The 21417-nt window shown below is 72.6% G+C and carries 19 protein-coding genes; 12 read left to right on the top strand and 7 right to left on the bottom strand.

The window, feature by feature from the left end; genetic code table 11:
• Nucleotides 1-31: 31 nt before the first annotated feature.
• Nucleotides 32-793, bottom strand: coding sequence for a M15 family metallopeptidase (locus ACFQSB_RS26080; protein ID WP_380829591.1), 762 nt, complete (start codon nucleotides 791-793; stop codon nucleotides 32-34).
• 332 nt (nucleotides 794-1125) lie between these two features.
• Here ACFQSB_RS26080 and nhaA point away from each other — a divergent pair, with 332 nt between their 5' ends.
• From nhaA to ACFQSB_RS26055, 5 genes are all read left to right on the top strand, one after another.
• Nucleotides 1126-3012 (top strand): Na+/H+ antiporter NhaA, encoded by a 1887-nt coding sequence (nhaA, locus tag ACFQSB_RS26075; protein WP_380829590.1) that lies wholly within the window; start codon nucleotides 1126-1128, stop codon nucleotides 3010-3012.
• Nucleotides 3013-3225: 213 nt separating this feature from the next.
• On the top strand, nucleotides 3226-3861 hold the full coding sequence (locus ACFQSB_RS26070; RefSeq protein ID WP_380829589.1) for a pyridoxamine 5'-phosphate oxidase family protein: 636 nt from the start codon (nucleotides 3226-3228) through the stop codon (nucleotides 3859-3861).
• A 204-nt stretch (nucleotides 3862-4065) separates the two neighbouring features.
• Nucleotides 4066-5127 carry a type III polyketide synthase gene (locus tag ACFQSB_RS26065; protein WP_380829588.1) on the top strand — a complete coding sequence of 354 codons (1062 nt, stop codon included), beginning with the start codon at nucleotides 4066-4068 and terminating at the stop codon, nucleotides 5125-5127.
• 58 nt (nucleotides 5128-5185) lie between these two features.
• Nucleotides 5186-5749: an isoprenylcysteine carboxyl methyltransferase family protein gene (locus tag ACFQSB_RS26060; RefSeq protein ID WP_380829587.1), complete on the top strand. Its 564-nt coding sequence runs from the start codon at nucleotides 5186-5188 to the stop codon at nucleotides 5747-5749.
• The gene (locus tag ACFQSB_RS26055) at nucleotides 5746-6762 is read left to right on the top strand and encodes an NAD(P)/FAD-dependent oxidoreductase (RefSeq protein ID WP_380829586.1); all 1017 of its coding nucleotides are present in this window, start codon (nucleotides 5746-5748) and stop codon (nucleotides 6760-6762) included. The genes ACFQSB_RS26060 and ACFQSB_RS26055 overlap by 4 nt, the downstream gene beginning before the upstream one ends.
• A 15-nt stretch (nucleotides 6763-6777) precedes the next feature.
• On the opposite strand, the gene ACFQSB_RS26050 is transcribed toward ACFQSB_RS26055, so the two are convergent.
• Complete coding sequence (locus ACFQSB_RS26050) at nucleotides 6778-8454, bottom strand: DEAD/DEAH box helicase (protein ID WP_380829585.1); 1677 nt, start codon at nucleotides 8452-8454, stop codon at nucleotides 6778-6780.
• A 458-nt stretch (nucleotides 8455-8912) separates the two neighbouring features.
• Here ACFQSB_RS26050 and ACFQSB_RS26045 point away from each other — a divergent pair, with 458 nt between their 5' ends.
• From ACFQSB_RS26045 to ACFQSB_RS26020, 6 genes are all read left to right on the top strand, one after another.
• Nucleotides 8913-9800 carry an alkaline phosphatase family protein gene (locus ACFQSB_RS26045; RefSeq protein WP_354845092.1) on the top strand — a complete coding sequence of 296 codons (888 nt, stop codon included), beginning with the start codon at nucleotides 8913-8915 and terminating at the stop codon, nucleotides 9798-9800.
• A 2-nt stretch (nucleotides 9801-9802) separates the two neighbouring features.
• Nucleotides 9803-11101, top strand: a complete 1299-nt coding sequence (locus ACFQSB_RS26040) for an MFS transporter (RefSeq protein ID WP_380829584.1) — start codon at nucleotides 9803-9805, stop codon at nucleotides 11099-11101.
• Nucleotides 11098-12114 carry a TolB family protein gene (locus ACFQSB_RS26035; RefSeq protein ID WP_380829583.1) on the top strand — a complete coding sequence of 339 codons (1017 nt, stop codon included), beginning with the start codon at nucleotides 11098-11100 and terminating at the stop codon, nucleotides 12112-12114. Before ACFQSB_RS26040 ends, ACFQSB_RS26035 begins: the two co-directional genes overlap by 4 nt.
• Before the next feature lie 167 nt (nucleotides 12115-12281).
• Nucleotides 12282-12767, top strand: coding sequence for a TspO/MBR family protein (locus tag ACFQSB_RS26030; protein WP_380829582.1), 486 nt, complete (start codon nucleotides 12282-12284; stop codon nucleotides 12765-12767).
• Nucleotides 12764-13339: a mismatch-specific DNA-glycosylase gene (locus ACFQSB_RS26025; RefSeq protein ID WP_380829581.1), complete on the top strand. Its 576-nt coding sequence runs from the start codon at nucleotides 12764-12766 to the stop codon at nucleotides 13337-13339. The genes ACFQSB_RS26030 and ACFQSB_RS26025 overlap by 4 nt, the downstream gene beginning before the upstream one ends.
• Nucleotides 13340-13477: 138 nt before the next feature.
• The gene (locus ACFQSB_RS26020) at nucleotides 13478-14731 is read left to right on the top strand and encodes a cytochrome P450 (protein ID WP_380829580.1); all 1254 of its coding nucleotides are present in this window, start codon (nucleotides 13478-13480) and stop codon (nucleotides 14729-14731) included.
• Between the two features lie 133 nt (nucleotides 14732-14864).
• Here the strand turns inward: ACFQSB_RS26020 and ACFQSB_RS26015 are convergent, their stop codons facing one another.
• The 5 genes from ACFQSB_RS26015 to ACFQSB_RS25995 form a co-directional block, all read right to left on the bottom strand.
• Nucleotides 14865-15854, bottom strand: coding sequence for an aldo/keto reductase (locus tag ACFQSB_RS26015; protein ID WP_380829579.1), 990 nt, complete (start codon nucleotides 15852-15854; stop codon nucleotides 14865-14867).
• Nucleotides 15855-16067: 213 nt separating this feature from the next.
• Nucleotides 16068-16964, bottom strand: a complete 897-nt coding sequence (locus ACFQSB_RS26010; protein ID WP_380829578.1) for a glycosyltransferase family 2 protein — start codon at nucleotides 16962-16964, stop codon at nucleotides 16068-16070.
• A complete protein-coding gene (locus tag ACFQSB_RS26005) occupies nucleotides 16961-17515 on the bottom strand; it encodes a hypothetical protein (protein WP_380829577.1) in 555 nt (184 codons plus the stop codon). The genes ACFQSB_RS26010 and ACFQSB_RS26005 overlap by 4 nt, the downstream gene beginning before the upstream one ends.
• On the bottom strand, nucleotides 17515-19293 hold the full coding sequence (locus ACFQSB_RS26000; protein WP_380829576.1) for a hypothetical protein: 1779 nt from the start codon (nucleotides 19291-19293) through the stop codon (nucleotides 17515-17517). The genes ACFQSB_RS26005 and ACFQSB_RS26000 overlap by 1 nt, the downstream gene beginning before the upstream one ends.
• 230 nt (nucleotides 19294-19523) lie before the next feature.
• Complete coding sequence (locus tag ACFQSB_RS25995) at nucleotides 19524-20798, bottom strand: M14 family metallopeptidase (RefSeq protein WP_380829575.1); 1275 nt, start codon at nucleotides 20796-20798, stop codon at nucleotides 19524-19526.
• Between the two features lie 255 nt (nucleotides 20799-21053).
• Between ACFQSB_RS25995 and mihF the strand changes: the two genes are divergently transcribed.
• On the top strand, nucleotides 21054-21362 hold the full coding sequence (gene mihF, locus ACFQSB_RS25990; RefSeq protein ID WP_380829574.1) for an integration host factor, actinobacterial type: 309 nt from the start codon (nucleotides 21054-21056) through the stop codon (nucleotides 21360-21362).
• The last annotated feature ends 55 nt before the right edge of the window (nucleotides 21363-21417 follow it).

Here is a 21417-nt window from a genome sequence, read left to right as displayed (position 1 = left end):
AGGGCCGGTGTCCGCCGGGAAGAGGGGGGCGTCAGCCACCGGCGGCGTCGGGGCGCATCTCGGGGCAGGTGCCTCCCGGCGTGGTGGCCAGTTCGAAATGCCACATCTCGTTGGCGAACATCTGGCACAGCCCGTAGCGGGCGCCGTGCCGGCTGAGCCAGTCGTCGGCGTCGGTCGGGCCGATGTCCACCGCGTGCCCGGTGACGTGGCGCGAACGCTCCGGAGTGGCGACGTAGCGGGCGGCCTCCCGCTCGCTCCCGTACTTGGCGATCGCCTCGTCGAGCAGCCGCCGCTGGTAGGCCCTGCTGCGCCAGCCGGTGGTCAGGAACACGCCGACGCCCTCGCGCGCCGCGTCCTTCGCCGCCCGCCGCACGGCGCGCAGCAGCTCCGGGTCCAGGTTGGCCACCGCGGGCTGCCCGGCGTCGAAGGGCGAGAGCCGCCCGCCGTCCGGCACCACCCCGTCCGCGGCGCCCAGAGGGGGATCGGCGCTCCATTCCCGGATGGAACGGCCGATCTCGGTCCCGCCCGGGACGGCGGCCACGCAGCGGGCGCCGCAGGTGAACGCCGCCACCCCGGCCCCTGCCGTGACCGCGGCCAGCGACACGGCGGCGAGGGACCACACGATCCGCCCGCGACGCGCGGCGGGCCGTCCGGCCGGCGAGGGGACGCGCGCCCGGCCGGACGGGACGCCTGACCGGACGGTGGACGCGGAGAGCGACGGGGCGGGCGACGGGTCGGGCCCTGCGGCGGGCGGGAACACGGTCTCGGACGGGGGGCCGGGTCGTCGGTCCATGGGCGATCCCTCTCTCGGGAGGCCGCCGTGCGGGGCGGGCACGCCGCGGCGGCGCACGTCGGCCACCATGCGCGTCCCGGGTGTCCCCGCCGTCGCCGCCGCGATTCGGCGACCGCTCAGCCGTGCATCGGTCGTGTATCGGCCTTCCGGCCAGGCCGGAACCACCGCCCGGACGGGCAGGCGACGGCCGTCGAGTCGGCCTGCCGGCCCCACTCCTCCCGCGCGGCGGCAACGGGCCGACGCGCGGAAGACGGCCGTCGGACGGTGGCCCCGTCCGGCCGCCGATCAGGACCGCGGGGAATGTCCTGGGTCCGCGGGGTGTCGGAGTCAGAGTGAGCGCACCACGGCAAGCACCGTTCCTCGGAGAGACCACCTGGGCCCGGCGGTTCGAGACACCGCTGCGCGAGTTCCTGCGCACCGAGACCGGCAGCGCCGCGGTCCTGCTGGCCGCCACGCTGGCCGCGCTCGTCTGGGCCAACGTCGACCTGCCGTCCTACGAGGGGCTGTGGCGGACGTCGCTGTCGGTGCGCCTCGGGGACGCCGGGATCTCCCAGGACCTGCGCCACTGGGTCAACAACGGGCTGATGACGCTGTTCTTCCTGGTCGTCGGGCTGGAGGCCAGGCGCGAGTTCGACATGGGCGAGCTGCGCGACCGGCGGCGGCTGGTGCTGCCGGTGGCGGCCGGCGTGGGCGGCATGCTCGTACCCATCGCGATCTACCTGGCGCTGAACGCGGGCGAGCCCTCCGCGCACGGCTGGGGCGCCGCGATGTCGACCGACACGGCCTTCGCCATGGGAGTGCTCGCCCTGGTCGCCTCCCGCTTCCCCGCCCGGGCGCGGACCTACATCCTCACCGTCACCGTCGTCGACGACCTGGTCGCGCTCTGCGTCATCGCGATCTTCTACAGCGAGCGGGTCAGGGTCCCCGCGCTGCTGGCGGCGATCGCGATCTTCGTGGCGATGCTGCTGCTGAAGTACCGGGCCAGGGTGCGCAACGGCCTGATGGTCGCGGGCTTCGGGGTGGCGGCCTGGGCGGCGCTGCAGGCCTCGGGGGTCGAGCCGGTGGTCATCGGCCTGGCCATGGGCCTGCTGACCTACGCCTCGCCGGCGACGCGCGGCGACCTGGAGCGGGCCAGCGACCTGTTCCGGCTGTTCCGCGAGCAGCCGACCGCCGAGCTGGCCCGGTCGGCCAGCGCGGGGGTGGCCAAGGCCGTCTCGCCCAACCATCGGCTCCAGCAGCTCTACCACCCGTGGACCAGCTACGTCATCGTGCCGCTGTTCGCGCTGGCCAACGCCGGCATCGCGATCGACGGCGGCTTCGTGGCGCGGGCGCTGACCTCGCCGGTCACCCTGGGGATCATGGCGGCGTACATCGCCGGCAAGCCGGCCGGGATCGTCGGGGCCACCTGGCTGGTCACGCGGCTGAGCCGGGGGCGGGTGCGCCCGCCGGTCGGCTGGGCCGCGATCGCGGGCGGCGGGACGATCGCCGGCATCGGGTTCACCGTCTCCCTGCTGATCGCCACCCTGGCCTTCGACGGGGAGCGGCTGGAGGAGGCCAAGTTCGGCATCCTGGCCGCGGCGCTGTGCGCCTCGGTGATCACCTGGGTGATCTCGCGCGTGACGGCCGGGCTGCCGGCCGCGCTGCGGGCGCGGGTGCTGTACGGCACCGCCGAGAGCATCGTCGACCTGGCCTTCCCGGTGGACCCGGACCGCGACCATCTGCGCGGCCCGCTGGAGGCGCCGGTGACGGTGGTGGAGTACGGCGACTTCGAGTGCCCGTACTGCGGCCTGGCCGAGCCTGTCGTGCGCGAACTGCTGGCCGGGCACGGCGACGTGCGGTACGTCTGGCGCCACCTGCCCCTGCACGACGTCCACCCCTCGGCGCAGCTCGCCGCGGAGGCCAGCGAGGCGGCCGCCCTCCAGGGCGCGTTCTGGGAGATGCACGACGCGCTCCTGGAACACCAGGGCCGGCTGCTGCTGCCGCACCTGGTCGGCTACGCCGAGAGCATCGGGCTGGACCTGGACCGCTTCCGGCGGGACCTGAAGGAGCACAGCGGCGCCGCGCGCATCGCCGAGGACGTCGACTCGGCCGACCTCAGCGGCGTGTCCGGCACGCCGACGTTCTTCGTCAACGGGCGGCGGCACCACGGCGCCTACGACATCGCGACGCTGAGCGCCTCCGTCCGCGCCGCCCGCGCCCGCGCCGCCCTGGTCTCCTGAGCGCCGCCGTGGCCTCGTGAGCGCCTCCCCTGCCTCCTGACCTGCCGAGCGCCCCCCGGTCTCCTGAGCGCCGCCGTGACCGCCTCCCCGGCCTCCTGGCCTGCTGAGCACCCCCCTGGTCTTCTGAGCGCCGCCGTGAGCGCCCGGTCCCTGGCTCCGTCGACCGGGACCGCCGCGCGGGCTCACGCCGATCTCCTGGTTGGATGTCCCTCTGTGAGCGAACTGTCAGGAACCGAGCGCACCCGGCACCGGCGGCTGCGCGAGCAGGGCCGCCGCGAGCGGGAGGCGCTGTTCGAGGTGCTGCGCGCGGGGTTCGTCTGCCATCTCGGCGTCGTCGTGGACGGCGCCCCAATGGTGGTGCCCACGGTCTACGGCTTCGACCAGGACCACATGTACGTGCACGGGTCGGTCGCCAGCCGCAGCATGACCCAGGACTCGGTGGTGTGCGTGACCGTCACCCACATCGACGGCCTGGTGCTGGCCCGGTCGGTCTTCGAGCACGGCGTCAACTACCGCAGCGCGATGGTCTACGGGGTCCCGCGCCGGCTGGAAGGCGAGGAGAAGCTCGCCGCGCTGCGCTGCCTCACCGAGCACGTCACCCCCGGCCAGTGGGAGTACGCCCGGCGGCCGAACCGCAAGGAGCTGGCCGCGACGACCATCTTGGCGATCTCGCTGGAGGAGGCGTCGGTCAAGGTCCGCCAGGGCCCGCCCGGCGACGACGACGACCCGCACGACGTCTGGGCCGGCGTACTGCCGCTGGCCCAGGTGTGGCGGGCGCCGGTCACCGCGCCCGCCGTCGCCCACCCCGCCCCCGCCCACGTGCGCGAGCGCGCCGTCGAGCCGTCCTAGCCGCGACGGGTTCGCGCGGAAGTCACAAGCGGGGGCCGCGGCACCTGGCGCCAGGTGCGGGGAAACGGGCGCGCGTCGCGGAAATGACCGGGATCCGTCCTTTCACCGCGTCCACGCCCTGCGGCGGGCGACCCGGTCCAGGCATGCCGCTCTCGGCGCTGGGCACAAGATTGGTGTCCTCCACTTGAGCGAAGCGGGAACCTTATGACCCGAATTGCCGCTGTCCGCGGTGCCCTCCCTCCCAATCGCCATCCGCAAGCAGAGATCACGGACACCTTCGCCCGCGTGTGCCTGCCCCCGGGCGCGGACCGCCGGCTTCTCGACCGGTTGCACACCTCGGCCCGTGTCGGCCACCGCAACCTGGTCCTCCCGCTCGAGCAGTACGCCAAGCTGGACGGGTTCGGCATGGCGAACGAGATCTTCATCGAGGCCGCCGTCGACCTCGGCGCCGAGGCCGTGGGGGCGGCCCTGGACGCCGCCGGCCTGACGCCCGCGGACGTGGACATGATCATGTTCACCTCGGTGACCGGCATCGCCGCCCCCTCGGTGGACGCCCGGCTGGCCGGCCGGCTCGGCCTGCGCCCCGACGTCAAGCGGGTGCCGGTCTTCGGCCTCGGCTGCGTCGCCGGCGCCGCGGGCATCGCCCGGCTGCACGACTACCTGCGCGGGTGGCCCGGGCACGTGGCCGTGCTGCTGTCGGTCGAGCTGTGCTCGCTCACGTTGCAGCCCGGCGACGCCTCGCCGGTCAACCTGGTCGCCAGCGGCCTGTTCGGCGACGGCGCCGCCGCCGTGGTCGCCTGCGGAGCCGACCGGGCCGCCGGCGGCGCACCGGGGCCCACCGTCGTCGCCACTCGCGGCCACCTGTACCCCGACTCCGAGGGCGTGATGGGCTGGGACGTCTCCGACACCGGGTTCCGCGTCGTCCTGGACACCAGCGTCCCGGAGGTCGTGCGCACCTACCTGGCCGACGACGTGAACGGCTTCCTCGCCGACCACGGCCTCACCACGCGGGACGTGACGGCGTGGGTCTGCCATCCGGGCGGTCCCAAGGTGCTGCAGGCCGTCGCCGAGACCCTCGACCTGCCCGACGGCGCGCTGGAGCTGACCTGGCGCTCACTGGAGGACGTCGGCAACCTGTCCTCGGCCTCGGTGCTGCACGTGCTGCGCGACACCCTGGCCCTGCGCCCGCCGCCGCCCGGCACGCCGGGGCTGCTGATCGCGATGGGCCCGGGCTTCTGCTCCGAACTCGTCCTGCTGCGCTGGTAGCGCTCCGGTGACGCCGATCACGCTCGCGCCGGCGGTCGTGGCCGTATCGTTTGCAGGCATGTCGTCCTGGTACCTGCTTCTGGTCCTGCTCGTCTGCGTGGAGCGCCTCGCCGAGCTGGTGGTCTCCCGGCGCAACGCCCGCTGGAGCCTGGCCCGGGGCGGCCGGGTCTTCGGACGCGGCCACTATCCCTGGATGGTCGCCCTGCACACCGGCCTGCTCGCCGGCTGCCTGCTGGAGACCATGCGGGCAAATCCGCCGTTCGTGCCCGCCCTCGGCTGGCCGATGCTCGCCCTGGTCCTGGCCTCCCAGGGCCTGCGGTGGTGGTGCATCACCTCGCTCGGCCCGCGCTGGAACACCGAGGTCATCGTGGTCCCCGGCCTGCCGCTGGTCACCCGGGGGCCCTATCGTCTGCGGTGGCTGCGCCACCCGAACTACGTGGCGGTCGCCGTCGAGGGCGCGGCGCTGCCGCTGGTCCACGGCGCGTGGGTCACCGCCGCCGTCTTCACGGTGCTCAACGCCGCGCTGATGGTCGTGCGCATCCGCTGCGAGGAGTCCGCCCTCGCCTGGGCCGTCCAGCAGGAGGCGGCCGTGCAGGCCCCGGCGCGGGACGGGTCGGGGTGATCGACCTCCTGGTGGCCGGGGGCGGGCCCACCGGGTTGGCCGCCGCCATCAACGCGGCGCTGGCCGGGATGGAGGCCGTGGTCGTGGAGCCGCGCCCGGCCCCGGTGGACAAGGCGTGCGGCGAGGGCCTGATGCCCGCCGGGGTGGCCGCCCTGCGCGCCCTGGGCGTGGAGGTCACCGGCCGGCCTCTGCGCGGCATCCGTTACCTGGACGCGCGGCGGCAGGCGGACGCGCCGTTCCGGCACGGGCCCGGCCTGGGCGTGCGCCGCACCCGGCTGCACGCGGCCCTGGCCGAGCGCGCGGCCGAGGTGGGGGTAAAGATCGTCCACGGGCGGGTGGAGGGCGTGCGCCAGCGGCCGGGCTTCGTCGAGGCGGCCGGGATGCGGGCCCGCTGGCTGGTCGCCGCCGACGGCCTGCACTCGCCGCTGCGCCGGGCGCTCGGCCTAGAGATCCCCCCGGGACGCGCCCCCCGCCGGTACGGGCTGCGCCGGCACTTCCAGGTCGCCCCGTGGACGGACTTCGTCGAGGTGCACTGGGCCGCGCGCGGCGAGGCGTACGTGACGCCGGTGGCCGACGGCCTGGTCGGCGTGGCGGTGCTCAGCCGCGAGCGGCGCCCCTACGAGGAGCACCTGGCGCAGTTCCCCGCGCTGCTCTCCCGCCTGGCAGGCCCGGCCGCGACCTCGGTGCGCGGCGCGGGCCCGCTGCGGCAGCGCGCCCGCGCCCGCGTGGCCGGGCGGGTCCTGCTGGCCGGGGACGCCGCCGGCTACGTGGACGCCCTCACCGGCGAGGGCGTCTCGCTCGGGCTGCTGTCGGCGCGCGCGCTGGTCGGGTGCCTGCGGGCCGGGCGGCCGGAGGCCTACGAGGGGGCGTGGCGGCGGCTGTCGCTGCGCCACCGCCTGCTGACCGGCGCGCTGCTCGCCGCCCGGCGCCACCCGCTGCCCGCCGGGCTGATCGTCCCCGCCGCCCGCCGCCTGCCCGTCGTGTTCACCGCCGCCGTCAACGCCCTGGCGTGAGGCCCCGCGCCGGGGTCAGCGGGACTCGAAGCGCTCCCGGCGGACGGTGACCTTCTTGCCCTTGATGGTGGTCTGGCGCAGCGAGGAGATCACGTCCTCCACCGACTGGTCGGGCACCTCGACCAGGGAGAAGCGGTCGGCGATCTCGATGGCGCCGATGTCGCGGCCGCTGAGGCGCGACTCGTTGGCGATGGCGCCCACCAGGTCCTGCGGCCGGACGCCCGCCGACCGGCCGGCTCCGATGAAGACGCGGGTCATGCCGCTTCCGGGGCCCCGCCCGCGCCGCTCGTCGCGCCCGGGCTGCTCGCGCCGCCCGCGGCCCTCGCGCTCGGGCCGCAGCGGCACGTCGGGGATCTCCTCCTCGTCGGCCGCCGCGCCGCTGGACTCGTGGGCGAGCTTGACCGCGGCCATGGCGATCTCCACCAGGTCGAACTCGTCGGCGAGGGTCTCGACCACGACCCGGAACTGCTCCAGGTCGTCTTCGAGCATGCTCTCCTCCAGCGCCGAGCGGGTGAGCTCGAGCCGGCGGGCCCGCAGGTCGGCGACCGTCGGGACCTTCTCGACCGTGATGCGCGACTTGGTGACCCGCTCGATGGTCTTGAGCATGCGGTGCTCGCGCGGCTCGGCGAGCGTGATCGCCACGCCCTCGCGCCCGGCCCGGCCCACGCGGCCGATGCGGTGGACGTAGGACTCGGGGGCGGAGGGGACGTTGTAGTTCACCACGTGGGTGAGCTGCTCGATGTCCAGGCCGCGCGCGGCGACGTCGGTGGCGACCAGCAGGTCGGCGGTGCCGGCGCGCAGCCGCGCCATCACGCGGTCGCGCTGTTCCTGGCCCATGCCGCCGTGCAGCGCCTCGGCGCGGTAGCCGCGCCCGTTCATCGTCTCGGTGAGCTGGTCGACCTCCTCGCGGGTGCGGCAGAAGACGATCGCCGCCTCGGGGGCCTCGACGTCGAGGACGCGCCCGAGGGCGGTGGGCTTGTGCGCCCGCGGGACGACGTAGGCGCTCTGCCGCACGCGCGGGGCCTCGCCCGGCGCGGCGGTCTCGCGCTCGATCTGGATGCGCACCGGGTCGGTGAGGTGCTGGCGGGCGATGGAGTTGATGCGCGGCGGCATCGTCGCCGAGAACAGGACGGTCTGCCGCTCTTCGGGGGTCTCCTGGAGGATCGCCTCGATGTCGTCGGCGAAGCCCATGTCGAGCATCTCGTCGGCCTCGTCCAGGACGACCATGGTGAGGGCGTCCAGGCGCAGCGTCCGGCGGCCGATGTGGTCCAGCGCGCGGCCGGGGGTGGCCACGACGACGTCCACGCCGCGCTGGAGCTCGCGGAGCTGGCGCCCGATGGGCTGGCCGCCGTAGATCGGCAGCACGCGCGTGCCGAGGTCGCGGCCGTAGCGGTGCACGGCCTCGGAGACCTGGACGGCCAGTTCGCGGGTGGGCACCAGGACCAGGGCCAGCGGGTCGCCGTCGCCGCGTCCCGCGGGCATGCGCTGCAGGATCGGCAGCGCGAAGGCCGCGGTCTTGCCGGTGCCGGTGGCGGCCTGGCCGAGCAGGTCGCGCCCTTCCACCAGTGGTCCGATCGCCTCGCGCTGGATCGGCGTGGGCTCCTCGTAGCCGAGGCCGGACAGCGCGCGCAGGAGTTCGGGGCGCAGTCCGAGGTCGGCGAAGCCTGGCGCTTCTTCGACGCTGGAGGTCATGATCGGGCTCCTCGTTCTGACGGGCGCGCATGGGACGCCGTCGACACCATGTTCCACTGCCGTGGCTCGTTTCCCGCGGGCCGGGGTCCCACACCGGCGCGTGCATCCACCCCTGCGTGCTGCCCTGCGGCGCAGCGGCGGCCCGTCCGCTCGTCGGGACGGCGCCTCGCGCGCTCACGAGAGAGGAAAGTTTACTTCAGCCACAGACCACCCGAGGTGCCGCGGCCTTGGGACCGCGATCGGCGGCCGGGGGCGAGGACGGCCCGCCGTCCGGTCTCACCCGGTCATGGACGGTGTCGTCCTGGCGGCGGGTGGAGGGCGGATCGGCGCCTCCGCCAGGGGAATCGGCGGCCTCGCCGAGCCGCACTGTTCGGCTGGTGTTCACCTCCGCTCACCGAACGGGCAGCGATCCACATTTAACCTGACATGGCCTCTTATCCCCCCAACCGAGGACAGTCATGGCCATTTCCCTCGTCAAGGCGAGCACCCCCCGAAAGCTCCTGTCCGCCGCCGCCGCGCTCGGCGCCGCCGCCACCCTCGCACTGTGGGGCGGAGCAGGGACCGGCGCCGCGGCGGCCGTGCCCACCCCGAGCCACGTGGTCGTCGTGGTGCTGGAGAACCACGCCTACTCCCAGGTCATCGGCAGCTCCAGCGCCCCCTACATCAACTCGCTGGCCACCGGCGGCGCGAACCTCACCCAGTTCTACGCCGAGACCCACCCGAGCCAGCCGAACTACTACGCCATGTTCTCCGGCGGCACCCAGGGCATCACCGGCGACGCCTGTGTCACGATCGGCTTCAGCTCCGCCGCCAACCTCGGCTCGGAACTCATCGCGGCCGGCAAGACCTGGGCCAGCTACAACGAGGGACTGCCCTCCCAGGGCTCCACCGCCTGCACCAGCAGCGGCGGCAAGTACGCCCAGAAGCACAACCCGTGGTTCGGCTTCAAGAACGTGCCGACCTCCACGGCCCGCACGATGGCCCAGTTCCCCACCGACTTCACCACGCTCCCGAAGGTCTCCTTCGTGGTGCCGAACCTGTGCAACGACATGCACGACTGCTCGGTCTCGACCGGTGACGGCTGGCTGAAGAGCAAGCTCGGCGCCTACGCGACCTGGGCCAAGAGCAACAACAGCCTGCTCGTCGTGACCTTCGACGAGGACAACCGCCTGGCCGGCAACCGCGTCGCCACCGTCGTCTACGGCCAGCCGGTCATCCCCGGCAGCAAGCCCTCCACCACCTACAACCACTACAACCTGCTCAGGACCCTCGAGGACATGGCCGGGCTGACCACGCACGCGGGCAACGCGGCGTCGGCCTCCGCCATCACCGGAATCTGGAGCTGAGCTTGTACCTGGCCGAACGCGGCCCGGACCAGGCCGCCGAGTCCGGGGACCCCTCCCCGGGCTCGGCGGTCCGCCCGGGCCGGGCCGTCAGGGCCGTCCCCACGACGGTCCTGGCGCTCGGGACCGTCAGCCTGATCACCGACGTCTCCTCCGAGATGGTCGCCGCCGTGCTCCCGCTGTACCTGGTGGCCGGGCTGGGCCTCAGCCCGCTCGGGTTCGGGCTGCTCGACGGCGTCTACAACGGGGTGAGCGGACTGGTGCGCCTGTTCGGCGGCCACCTGGCCGACCGGGGCGGGCGCCACAAGGCCGTCGCCCTGGCCGGGTACGGGCTGTCGGCGCTGTGCAAGCCGCTGCTGCTGCTCGCGCACACGCTCCCGGCGATCGGCGCGGTGCTGGCGCTGGACCGGGCCGGCAAGGGGCTGCGCACCGCTCCGCGGGACGCGCTGATCTCGCTGTCCACGCCGCCGGAGACCCGGGGCCGCGCCTTCGGGGTGCACCGCGCGATGGACACCGGCGGGGCGCTGCTCGGTCCTCTGGCCGCGTTCCTGGTGCTGGGCGTGGCCGCCGAGGGGTACGACGCGGTCTTCACCGTCAGCTTCTGCGCCGCCGCGCTGGGCGTGCTGGTGCTCGTCCTGTTCGTCCCGTCCCGCCCCACAGGCCTGGACACCCGGCCGGCCGCCGCGCGGGACGGTGCGGCGGGCGGGGCGCCGCCGGTCACGCTGCGGTCGGCGGTGGCTCTGCTGGGCCGCCCCGAGGTCAGGCGGCTGGCCGTCTGCGCGGCGCTGCTCGGTCTCACCACCGTCAGCGACGCCTTCGTGTACCTGATGCTGCGCCACCGGCTCGGGATCGCCGAGCAGTGGTTCCCGCTGCTGCCGCTCGGCACGGCCGTGGTCTTCCTGCTGCTGGCGCTGCCGCTCGGCGTGCTGGCCGACCGCGTGGGCCGCCGCAGGGTGTTCCTCGCCGGCCACCTGGCCCTGCTGGCCGCCTACGGGCTGCTGCTCGCGGCGCCGGCCGGCCCCGTCGTGCCGTTCGCCGTGCTGGCCCTGCACGGCGCGTTCTACGCGGCGACCGACGGCGTGCTCGCCGCCGCCGCGGCCGGCGCCGTACCGGCCGAGCTGCGGGCGAGCGGGCTCGCGCTGATCGGCACCGGGCAGGCGCTGGCCCGCTTCTGCTGCTCGATCGCCGTCGGCGCGGCCTGGACCGCGCTCGGCGACCGGGCCGTGCTGCAGGCCGCGATGGCGGGGCTGGCGCTGTGCGCGGCCTGGGCGGCCTACGCCCTGCGCGGCCGGGAGGCCCGGTGAGCCGCCGGGCCCGCGTGGTGGCGCTGCTGGCCGGGGTCGTCCTGCTCGGCTCGGTCGCCTTCGCCTCGGTGCTGCACGCCGCGGGCCGCGCGGGCGAACGGGACCGGCCGCGGCCCGGCGGCCCGTCCGTCGCCGCGGGCGCCGTTCGTCTCGACGCGCGCGGGGCGATGGTCTTCCGCAACATGGAATGGGGGCCGCACCGCGACGAGCTGGTCTCGGTGCCGGCCGCCGACCCCGGCGCGGCGCGGACGGCCGCGCCGGTGCGCTGCCTGCGCTTCCACGCCGCGGCCGGGGTCGGCGTGTGCCTGCGCAAGGTGGAGGGCGCGCTCGGCGAGAGCTACTTCGCCTCGATCGTCGACTCCGGCCTGCGGACGCTGCGCGACTACCCGCTCGCGGGCGTCCCGTCGCGGACGCGGGTCGCGCCGTCCGGGCACCTGGCCGCCTGGACGGTGTTCGCCGGCGGCGACTCCTACGCGGGCGGGGACTTCTCCACCCGCACCTCGATCGTCGATGTCAGGACCGGGGCGCTGACCGCGAGCCTGGAGAGCTACGCGATCGTCAAGGACGGCCGCCCCTACCACGCCGCCGACGTGAACCTCTGGGGCGTCACCTTCGCCGACGACGCCCGTTTCTACGCGACCTTGGCGACCAAGGGCCGCACCTACCTGGTGCGCGGGGACCTCGCCACGCGCACGGTGACCACCGTGCGCGCCAACGTGGAGTGCCCCTCGCTGTCGCCCGACGGCACCCGCCTGGTGTTCAAGAAGCGGGTGGCCGGCCTGAGCCCGGACGAACCGTGGCGGCTGTACGCGCTGGACCTGGCGAGCATGCGGGAGACGCCGCTGGCCGAGGGGCGCAGCGTGGACGACCAGGTCGTTTGGGCGGACGCGCGCACGGTGGTGTACGGCCTGGCCGGCGACTTCGGCGCCGACCTGTGGTCGGTCCCCGCCGACGGCTCCGGCGCGCCCAGGCGAGTGGCGGGCGCCGCCCTCAACCCCGCCTACGTCGGCTGAGCCCGACGCGGGCCGCTCCCGCGAGCGGCCCCCCGCGAGCGGCTCCCCTGGGCGGCTTCCCTCGGGCGGCTCCCTTCAGGCGGCAGCCTTCGGGCGGCTTCCCGGGAACTGGAGCGCGGCCCGCGTCCTGGCCGTGTAGGGCGCCGCCCGGCGGGCACAGGGGTCGCATGAAGCGGACTCTCGTGAAGACCTCGCTGGCGGTCGCGGCGGCCGCCGTGGCCGGAAGCGTGGCGACCGACCCCGACTCCCCCTGGTACCGGCGGCTGCGCAAGCCCGCCTGGCAGCCGCCTCCGCCCGCCTACGCCGCCGTGTGGACCCCGCTGTACGCGCTGATCGCCTACGCCTCGGCACGGGCGCTGGCCCGCGCCGGCGAGGCGGACCGGCGGGCGCTCGGCCGCGCCCTGGGCGTCAACCTGGCGCTGAACGCGGCCTGGACGCCGATCTTCTTCCGCATGCGCTCCCCCAGGGCGGCGCTGGCGGAGCTGGTGGCCCTGAACCTCTCCAACGCCGTCCTCGCCCGCCGCGTCCTGCGGGCCGACCGGCCGGCGGGGCTGCTGCTGCTCCCCTACGCCGGCTGGACGCTCTTCGCCACAGCGCTCAACGCGGCGATCGTGCGCCGCAACCCGGGGTCACGCGCCGAGAACGCGGCATGACCGAGATGAGACCTGGTCTGACGCCTGATCTGGAGGAGGCGCGGGAGCGCACGATCGACGACGTGGTGGGGCCTGGGATGGTCGTGCTGTTCTGCGGCATCAATCCCGGCCTGTACTCCGCGGCCACCGGGCACCACTTCGCCCGTCCCGGCAACCGGTTCTGGCCCGCGCTCCACCTGTCGGGGTTCACCCCCCGGCTCCTGCGCCCGAGCGAGCAGCACCTGCTGCCCTCCTACGGGCTGGGCATCACCAACCTGGCGCCGCGCGCGACGGCCAAAGCGGCGGAGCTGTCCCAGAAGGAGCTGCGCGAGGCCCCGGACCGGCTCGCCCGCCTGGCGCGCGAGACGGCCGTCGAGGTCGTCGCCGTCGTCGGCGTCTCGGCCTACCGCGTCGCCTTCGACCGGCCGAAGGCGGCCGTCGGCCCCTGCGACGACGGCGATGACGCGGTCGGCCCCGCGCGCCTGTGGATCCTGCCCAACCCCAGCGGCCTCAACGCGCACTACACCCTGCCCGCCCTCGCCGCCGAGTTCCGCCGCCTCCGCCAGACCGTCACCCTGCCACGCGGATCGTGATCGCGTGACGGGGTTGTGATCGCGCGGCGCCCGGCCTACGTTGCGGATATCAACCGCATACCGTGATCACCGGCCACGCGAATTCCCATCCGGCCGGCACGGGCTCGCAGGGCCGCACCGGCCCGAGGGGGAGGCTCGATGACCGACCAGGCCGCGATCCCGCTGTACATGGCCCGCGAGGGGCTGGCGCCGTCCGCGGAGGCGTCCGCCCTGCGCGACAGCGGGCGGCTGCTGAAGGTCCCGGTGACCCTGGGCAGCGGCGAGGCGTGGCTGGTCACCCGGTACGCCGACGTCCGCGAGGTGCTGTCCGACCCCACCCGGTTCAGCAACGCGCTCAGCGCCGCCGCCGCCGCGCCGCTGTCCATCGGCCTGAGCGACGAGGAGCGCGCGCGCAGGCGCAAGGGGCAGTTACTGGCGTTCGACCCGCCGGAGCACACCCGTCTGCGGCGCATCCTGGCCCCCGAGTTCACCATGCGGCGCATGCGCGTCCTGGAGCCGCGCATCACCGAGATCGTCGACGCTCAGCTCGACGAGCTGGAGCGGCTGGGCCCGGGCGCCGACTTCATGGCCGCCTTCGCGCTGCCCGTCCCCTCACTGGTGATCTGCGAGCTGCTGGGCGTCCCGGCCGACGACCGCTCCGAGTTCCAGGAGCGCACCTCCCGCCTCCTCGACATGTCCCGGCCCCGCGAGGAGCGCGCCCAGGTCGGCCGCGAGAGCGACACCTACATGCGAGGGCTGGTCGCCCGCGCGCTGGCCGACCCGGGCGAGGACATCCTGGGCATGCTGATCCGCGAGCACAGGGACGAGCTGGACGCCGACGCGCTGACCAACATCGCCGGCATGCTGCTGACCGCCGGGCACGAGACCACGGCGAACATGCTGGCCCTGGGGACGCTCGCGCTGCTGACCAGCCCCGGCGAGCTGGCCGCGCTGCGCGCGGGCCTGGACGACGCCGAGCAGGTGGAGGCGGCGGTGGAGGAGCTGCTGCGCTTCCTCAGCGTCGCCCACTCCGGCATCCCGCGCGCGGCGGTGCGCGACGTCGAGATCGCCGGGCAGCTCATCTCCGCCGGCGACCAGGTGCTGTTCGCCCTCGCCCCCGCCAACCGCGACCCCGGCTTCGTCGAGGACGGCGACCGGCTCGACGTGTCGCGCAAGCCGACGCCGCACGTCGCCTTCGGCCACGGGCCGCACCACTGCCTGGGCGCGCCGCTGGCCCGCGCCGAGATGGCCCTGGCCTTTCCCGCGCTGCTGCGCAGGTTCCCCGACCTGGCGCTCGCCGTGCCGCCGGAGGAGATCCGGTTCCGCCCGTTCCACGTCGTCTACGGCGTCGAGACCCTGCCGCTCACCTGGACGCCGACCACAGGGGCGGGAACCGACCCCCAGCCCCGATAGTCGGATATGTCATGACACGCCCCTCGCCGGGGATCGCCCGCGCGAGGGGCCCCTCCCCGCCCACGGAAAGACCCGAAGCCGGTCAGAGGCCGGCTCAGCCCTCACCGGAAGATGCTCACCCGCGTCATCTCGGTCAACGGTGCACGGCGCGCATGCTGTCGGCCGGGTAACGCTCGCCGGAGGCCACGCCGGGCGGGGCGACCGCGTCGACGGCGGCCAGGTCGTCCGGAGTGAGGGTGATCTCGACGGCCGCCGCGTTGGCCTCCAGGTACGCCCGGCGCTTGGTCCCGGGGATCGCCACGATGTCCGGCCCCTGGGCGAGCACCCAGGCCAGCGCGAGCTGGGAGGAGGTGACGCCCTTGGCGTCGGCCAGCACCCGGATGCGGTCGACCACCGCGAGGTTCCTGGCGAAGTTCTCCCGCTGGAAACGCGGATGGGCGCTCCTGCGGTCGCCCTCGGCCAGGTCCTCCGCGCTGCGGATCGTGCCGGTGAGGAACCCGCGGCCGAGCGGGCTGTAGGCGACGAAGCCGATGCCGAGCTCGCGGACGGCGGACAGCACGCCGTTGTGCTCGACGTCCCGGGTGAACAGGGAGTACTCGGTCTGCAGCGCGGTCAGCGGGTGGACGGCGTGCGCGCGGCGGATCGTCGCCGGAGCCGCCTCGGAGATGCCGAGGTGGCCGACCTTGCCCTCGGCGACCAGCTCCGACAGCGCGCCGAAGGTCTCCTCCACGGGGACCTGCGGGTCGACGCGGTGCTGGTAGTACAGGTCGACGTGGTCGACGCCGAGGCGTTTGAGTGATCCGTCCAGCGCCTGGCGCAGGTAGTCGGGACGGCCGTTGACCCGGCCGGTCTGCCTGCCGTCCACGACCTCGTTGCCGAACTTGGTGGCCAGCACGACCTCCTCGCGGCGCCCGGAGATCGCGCGGCCGACGAGGCTCTCGTTACGCCACGCGCCGTACATGTCGGCGGTGTCGAGGAAGGTGATGCCGAGGTCGAGCGCGCGGTGGATGGTGGCGATCGCCTCCTTCTCGTCCGCGGGACCGTAGATGGTGCTCATCCCCATGCAGCCGAGCCCCTCGGCGGAGACGCTGAGCCCTTGGCTGCCCAGCCGGCGCTGTCGCATTGCTGAACTCCCTATTTCGCTATATCCACGGTCCGTCCCTGTGCGGAGGGTGACGGCCGCTTGATCCCTCTCTGTAGGATCTTCGCGCCTCACCGCCCTCCACGCCATCACCCCTGCACCGGCCCACTCAAAGCCCCCTCAAAGGGTCCTCAAAGCCCTGCGGTGATCACACCACCGGCGGTCTCGCCGGTCCGTGGATGAGCGTACGAACGATCAGGAGAGGCCAAGCTGCGCGTTCAGCTCTTTCATGGAGCTTTCGAGGATTCCGGTCTCGAACTGCTGAGGGTCGTCGTATTCGGGCTGGTACCCGGCCATCAACTCGTGGGCGGTCGCGAACCATCGCTCGAACGCGGGCACTTCATTCTCAGGCAGCCGCCCACGCTTGACCGCATGCCTGATGACGACCGAGAACTCCTGTTCCATGAGATCGGGCTTCGGGCGTTGCGGATTCACCCAGTCGTCGGCCACAACGGGCCTCAACCTGGCTCCCGTGTCATTCCAGTGCAGCAGGATCGAGAGATCCGCCGTGAAGTCGTCCGGCAAGGCCGGCGGCCATAGCTCGCGAGGTGCCGCGCGCTGCCCGGACCACGGTGTGGTTCCGGCCTTCGGCAGCAGTTCGGGGAACAGTCGTCCCGCGAGTGGAGCGAAGAATCCGTAAAGCCACAGCTGGGGATAGAGCGGACGCCAGTAAAGATCGGCGATGGTCGCGTCAGCGGTCCCCTGCAGAAGGGGGGCGACGAGCAGGGCCACGAGCGGCGGGTCACCATAGTAGAGAAGATCACCATCGACCAGGCATACGATCTTGCCGTCGGCCGCCTCAACGCCCGCGCGAATCGCATTACCCTTGCCCAGAGGCGACTCGATGACTCGCGCGCTCGCTCGGGCCGCCATGGCGACCGTACCGTCGCTACAACCGCTGGCGCTGACGATCACCTCACCGACGGCGCCCAGGACGCGAAGTCCCGCGTACGCGGCGTTCACCACCTCGGCGATCGTCGCTTCTTCGTTGTGGGCCGGAATGACCACGGACACCGGTCCGTCCCGGCCGCTGAGCGTACGTCTGCGGGTGAGGTTGAGGCCAAGGGCGGGATCGATCGGGCTTCGACTCATGTGGGGATTCCCGCCCACAAGGGGTTGCGGTCGCTGTGGGGGCCAATGATGTCCTCTTCGTGCGGGTCCAGCGGAATCAACCCTTCGGAACTCCATGCGGCCGAGACCTCGGCGGGAGGCGGGACGTCCACCCACAACCCGTCCTGCACCTCGATCGTACTGGGTTGCCCCACCCGGGACAGGATGACGAGACGCACGCGGTACTGAGACCCGAGTGGCAGCCGGGTGCCGGCGCTGCCCTCGGCTCCGACGAGGGCCAGGTGCCGTCGGACACGAGCCAGCCACCTGTCGTGCTCCTCGTGGGACCGGTCATACCCGGACGGCGAGTCTCCCTGGTCGCTGGGAAGGTCGTAGAGGAGCAACCGGTGGAAGCGGAAAGCGCGCCCCTGGCGCAGCGCCACGCGGAACAGCGCGAGATCGAGGTCATCGCGGATCGACGCCCAGTCGCCAGAGTCGACCCACTGTGTGGCAAGCTGCACCGCCCAGACCTCCGACCGGGAACCGATGGCGTCGATGCTCCGCCGCCAACCTTCGATGTCCGATGAGGCCATCACACGTCCAGGAGCTCGTCGAGAATGCCGATCAGCTCTGACTGCCGCCGCCGCCGCGAGCCCAGCACGCTGTCGACGTCGCTGTGCCATCTGAGCACTCTGGGCTCACCATCGCCCTTGTCCGTGAAGACGTATCGGGCGTGTTGCAGTGCTCCCGTGAGGAGTGGATCAGGCAGACGGGAGATCAGCGTATGTGCCGCTCGCCGCCGGTTCATCGCCAGACGGAGTACGGCGGCAAGCGTGACGCTCGCGGGACGTGCCGCGAGCGGCACCATGGGCAACTGGTTCGGCGACGAGTGCCGGCTGAAGGCGCCCAACGCGTAGCCGGTCAGGCTCGGACGAGTCGGGGCGTTGGTCAAAGCCTCGGTCATCCAGTCGAATGCCGCGTCGGCGTCGTCCAGGCAGTCGTAGGTGGCGAACATCGTCACCTGACTGCGAAGGTAGCGTGGATCCACGGAATAGTTGGCGTCGTTGTCCCTGCCCTCCGGAGGGACATATCGTCGGTCGCGCAGCCCCGCGATCACGATGGCGGCGAGTTCGAGGCTGATGAAGGCGAGGTCGCCGCAGCCACGCAAGATCGGCTCCAGTTCCGCGCGAACGCGCAGATCCCTGCCGACCCGCTTCTCGATCTCGCTGAACACGCAGTCACCGTTCCAGTAGTTACCGTAGAACTTCTCCCCTGTCAGGATCTCGCACAGGATGTACAGACCACTGCCGACGTGGCTCGCCCCGAACTCGCACATCGCCGTCAGCCACAGAAGCGCGGCCGCGGAGTCGCTGAAGCCGTACGGCCATGGGTCCTGGGGCGTCCTGTAGAACCCGGGCGGATCGGGATCCACATACTGCACGATCCGCAGGCGCCCCTCGCCGACGGCGTTGACGATCTGCCGGGCTCCCGGATCGTGCGGATTGCGCTGCAGCCGGGCGTGGGCGCACTGCTGCAACCATCCGATCACCCGGCAGATCTGGCCCAGGGCGACGGCCGCGACGACCTCGTCCCGTTTGTCGATGCGTTTCGGAAAGGTCAGCGCACTCAACTGCCAGCTTGTGCGTAACGCGCCCTCCAGGAGTGGGGGAATCGCCGCGCGCGCCACGTCACCGTTCAGGCTCTCGAACAGCACCGACCTTCCGAGCCGTTCCAGGAGATGCGTGATGAGCGCGAGGCGCCATCGGGCCTGGCTTGCCGACCGGTCCTGAGGCCACCCTTTCACGACCTCGATCGCGCGATTCGCGAGCTCGGCCACGTCGCGCCGATCGATGGCCGACTCCACCTCGTCGAGTAGCTCTGAGAGGTGGCCTTGGGTGGCGACGACCAGCTTCTCACCGGTCGCCGCACGATGCAGGCGCCCAGTGGTCAGCCGTGTGAGCACCGATTCACGACCGGAGGCCGTACGAAAACGCAGAAGCGAGAGCAGGGTGTCCATGCCGAGGCCGAGCTGCAACAGGCTGTACACCGCTCCCAGCGTGGTGAACAGCGCGTTTGCGAGAATGTCGCCGATCGCCGCCAGGAGGATGCCGACGATGGCGGCCAGCAGCCATGAATTCAGCCCGATCGCGCGCACCAGATCGTTGAAGGAAGGCCAGCGGGTCTGGGTCGAGGTCGTGACGGCGAACACGATGGTGAGAGCGGTGAGCAGCGCGGCGAAGAGTCCGAGCCCGACCTGCCAGACCACCCCGGCCTTCACGGGATTCACCAGAACGCCGTGAACCCACAGAACCGCGCAGACACCAGTGGCAATGACCACCGAACTCAAACGGATGATCGGGCGCCAGATCACGACATGGCACCATACTTCAAAATGACGAGTTGTGCCGAGGCACGGCCCCGCCGCAGATTGGGCCCATTTCTGCTTCGCATTCCGTCGTCGGCCCGGCGGAAGCACCCGCGTACGGCCGCAGCCTGGGGGCGGCGGCCGTACAGCACCATGGTCATGTTCGGCCGAGCGCGGGGGTGAGGAGGTGCCCTAGAGGTCCCTCTCCGACCACCCGGTCATGGCCCGTCGGCGTGTCAGCAGTACTGCGACTGCTTGCCGATGATGCGGTAGACGCAGTCGGAGTACTCCAGCAGGCGCAGGACGGCCTCCTTGTTGCGGGTGGTCTGGGTCACGATCTGCTCGTCGGGCGGGTAGAAACCGGGTGAACTGCCCTTGGGGTACATCTCGAAGGTGTAGCTGAAGATCTTGTAGTTGCCCCACAGCCAGTCGTTGATGGTGCCGTCGGTGATGTAGAGGTCGCTGGACTGCTCGGCGGTGTAGCCGTTGGTCGAGGCCATGTTGCGGCCGAGCGTCGCCAGGGCGTTCTGGTCGTCCACGGTCAGGCCGGCCGCGGTGTCGTTGTAGGTGTAGCCGTAGGGCCACAGGACGAGCTCGCTGTAGGTGTGGAAGTCGATGTTGCTCTTGATCTGCTGGGTGCCGCCGACGACCCGGGTCCGCACCCAGTTGGCCAGCGTGCGCACCTCGGGAGCCGACTCGGCCGAGGCGCCCCGGTAGGTCTCGCTGGAGGTGGAGCCGGAGGAGCCGCCGCAGCATCCCCACAGGTAGGCCCAGTTGCGGTTGAGGTCGGTGCCCACCGACGAGGACCCGGAGTTGGGCTGCCGGTTCTTGCGCCACGAGCGGTAGGACCCGGTGGAGATGTCGTACTCGCCGCCGTCGGGGTTGAGGTCGGGCATGATCCAGATCTCGCGGGAGTTCACCAGGCCGGTGATCCGGCTGTCGGAGCCGTAGCCGGAGGTGAGCAGGTTGAGCAGGTACAGGGCCATCTCGACGGTCAGGTGCTCGCGGGCGTGCTGGTGGGCGGTGAACAGCACCTCCGGCTCGCTCTCGTCGGTCGCGACGTTGTCACTGATCTTGATGCCGATCAGGTCGCGGCCTCCGTAGGAGGTTCCGTAGCTGAACTTCCTGGCGATGGACGGGTAGCTCGCGACCACCTGGTTCACGGTGGCGGTCATCTCGGCGTAGTTGTGGTACCCCGAGTCGGCCGACGGGAAGTCCTGGGGCTTGGGCAGCACGGGCGACAGCGGGCGCGGGAGCCGGGTGACCGTGTAGCCGAGGCCCTTGATCTGGCCGACCTCGGCGTCGGAGGCCGTGACCACGACCGATGTGGCCGCCACCTCGTCGATCGCCGCGCCGGTGGCCGCGATCGCGGTCCGCTGCACGGCCGTGGTCGGCCCGTCGATCCGGTACTGGTAGTTGGGGGGTGGCTCCGCCGAGGCACCCGCCCCGGTGATCCCGCTGGTGCACAGCAGGGCCAGGATCGCCAACCCCGCGAGCAGACGACGTCTCACCTGAATCCTCCTCGAGGCGCGCGCTCTGGGGTTGTCACGCGCCTGCACCGAGAGTCAGGTCAACCGTCGAAAGTTTGAAGGCCCAATTTTTCGCGACTTGCTAGGACCTAGGGCATTGATCCGATCAGTCGGAAAGGGCGGTGGAAGTGCGGAAGCGATGATTAGAGCGCGCCAGGGGGGTAGCACCCATGCCGACCGACACATCAGCGGCCGGACGGGCCGCCTAAAGCTATCCCCCAAGGAGAAAGAATCCTCATGGCCCTTCCCGTTCTCACCCCCGAGCAGCGCCAGGCCGCTCTCGTCAAGGCGACCGAGGCCCGGCAGGCGCGGGCCGCCCTGCTCGCGCAGCTCAAGAGCGGCGATCTGACCCTGGCCGATCTGTTCAAGCGCGACGACGACACCGCGAAAAAGATCAAGGTGTCGCAGGCGCTGCGCGCTCTGTCCGGTATCGGTCCGACCAAGGCGGCCGCGCTCATGGAGCGGGCCGGCGTCGACGACAAGCGCCGCATCGGCGGCCTGGGCGTCCAGCAGCGCCGCAAGCTGGTGGAGGCGGTGTCCTCCTGATCATCGCGCCGGCGGTGGGGGCGTCGGGCACGCGCTCCCACGCCGGCCGATCTTT

The sequence above is a fragment of the Sphaerisporangium rhizosphaerae genome, assembly GCF_042665155.1.
In the GTDB taxonomy this organism is placed as follows: domain Bacteria; phylum Actinomycetota; class Actinomycetes; order Streptosporangiales; family Streptosporangiaceae; genus Sphaerisporangium; species Sphaerisporangium rhizosphaerae.
Note: the sequence above shows the minus strand (reverse complement) of the source record. Positions and strands in the feature narration are given on the sequence as shown.

What these genes read in the sequence shown, in the direction of transcription:
- ACFQSB_RS26080 (WP_380829591.1), bottom strand. Translation starts at nt 793, where the DNA reads ATGGACCGACGACCCGGCCCCCCGTCCGAGACCGTGTTCCCGCCCGCC.
- ACFQSB_RS26065 (WP_380829588.1), top strand. Translation starts at nt 4,066, where the DNA reads ATGACCCGAATTGCCGCTGTCCGCGGTGCCCTCCCTCCCAATCGCCAT.
- ACFQSB_RS26060 (WP_380829587.1), top strand. Translation starts at nt 5,186, where the DNA reads ATGTCGTCCTGGTACCTGCTTCTGGTCCTGCTCGTCTGCGTGGAGCGC.
- ACFQSB_RS26050 (WP_380829585.1), bottom strand. Translation starts at nt 8,454, where the DNA reads ATGACCTCCAGCGTCGAAGAAGCGCCAGGCTTCGCCGACCTCGGACTG.
- ACFQSB_RS26045 (WP_354845092.1), top strand. Translation starts at nt 8,913, where the DNA reads ATGGCCATTTCCCTCGTCAAGGCGAGCACCCCCCGAAAGCTCCTGTCC.
- ACFQSB_RS26030 (WP_380829582.1), top strand. Translation starts at nt 12,282, where the DNA reads ATGAAGCGGACTCTCGTGAAGACCTCGCTGGCGGTCGCGGCGGCCGCC.
- ACFQSB_RS26025 (WP_380829581.1), top strand. Translation starts at nt 12,764, where the DNA reads ATGACCGAGATGAGACCTGGTCTGACGCCTGATCTGGAGGAGGCGCGG.
- ACFQSB_RS26020 (WP_380829580.1), top strand. Translation starts at nt 13,478, where the DNA reads ATGACCGACCAGGCCGCGATCCCGCTGTACATGGCCCGCGAGGGGCTG.
- ACFQSB_RS26015 (WP_380829579.1), bottom strand. Translation starts at nt 15,854, where the DNA reads ATGCGACAGCGCCGGCTGGGCAGCCAAGGGCTCAGCGTCTCCGCCGAG.
- ACFQSB_RS26010 (WP_380829578.1), bottom strand. Translation starts at nt 16,964, where the DNA reads ATGAGTCGAAGCCCGATCGATCCCGCCCTTGGCCTCAACCTCACCCGC.
- ACFQSB_RS26005 (WP_380829577.1), bottom strand. Translation starts at nt 17,515, where the DNA reads ATGGCCTCATCGGACATCGAAGGTTGGCGGCGGAGCATCGACGCCATC.
- mihF (WP_380829574.1), top strand. Translation starts at nt 21,054, where the DNA reads ATGGCCCTTCCCGTTCTCACCCCCGAGCAGCGCCAGGCCGCTCTCGTC.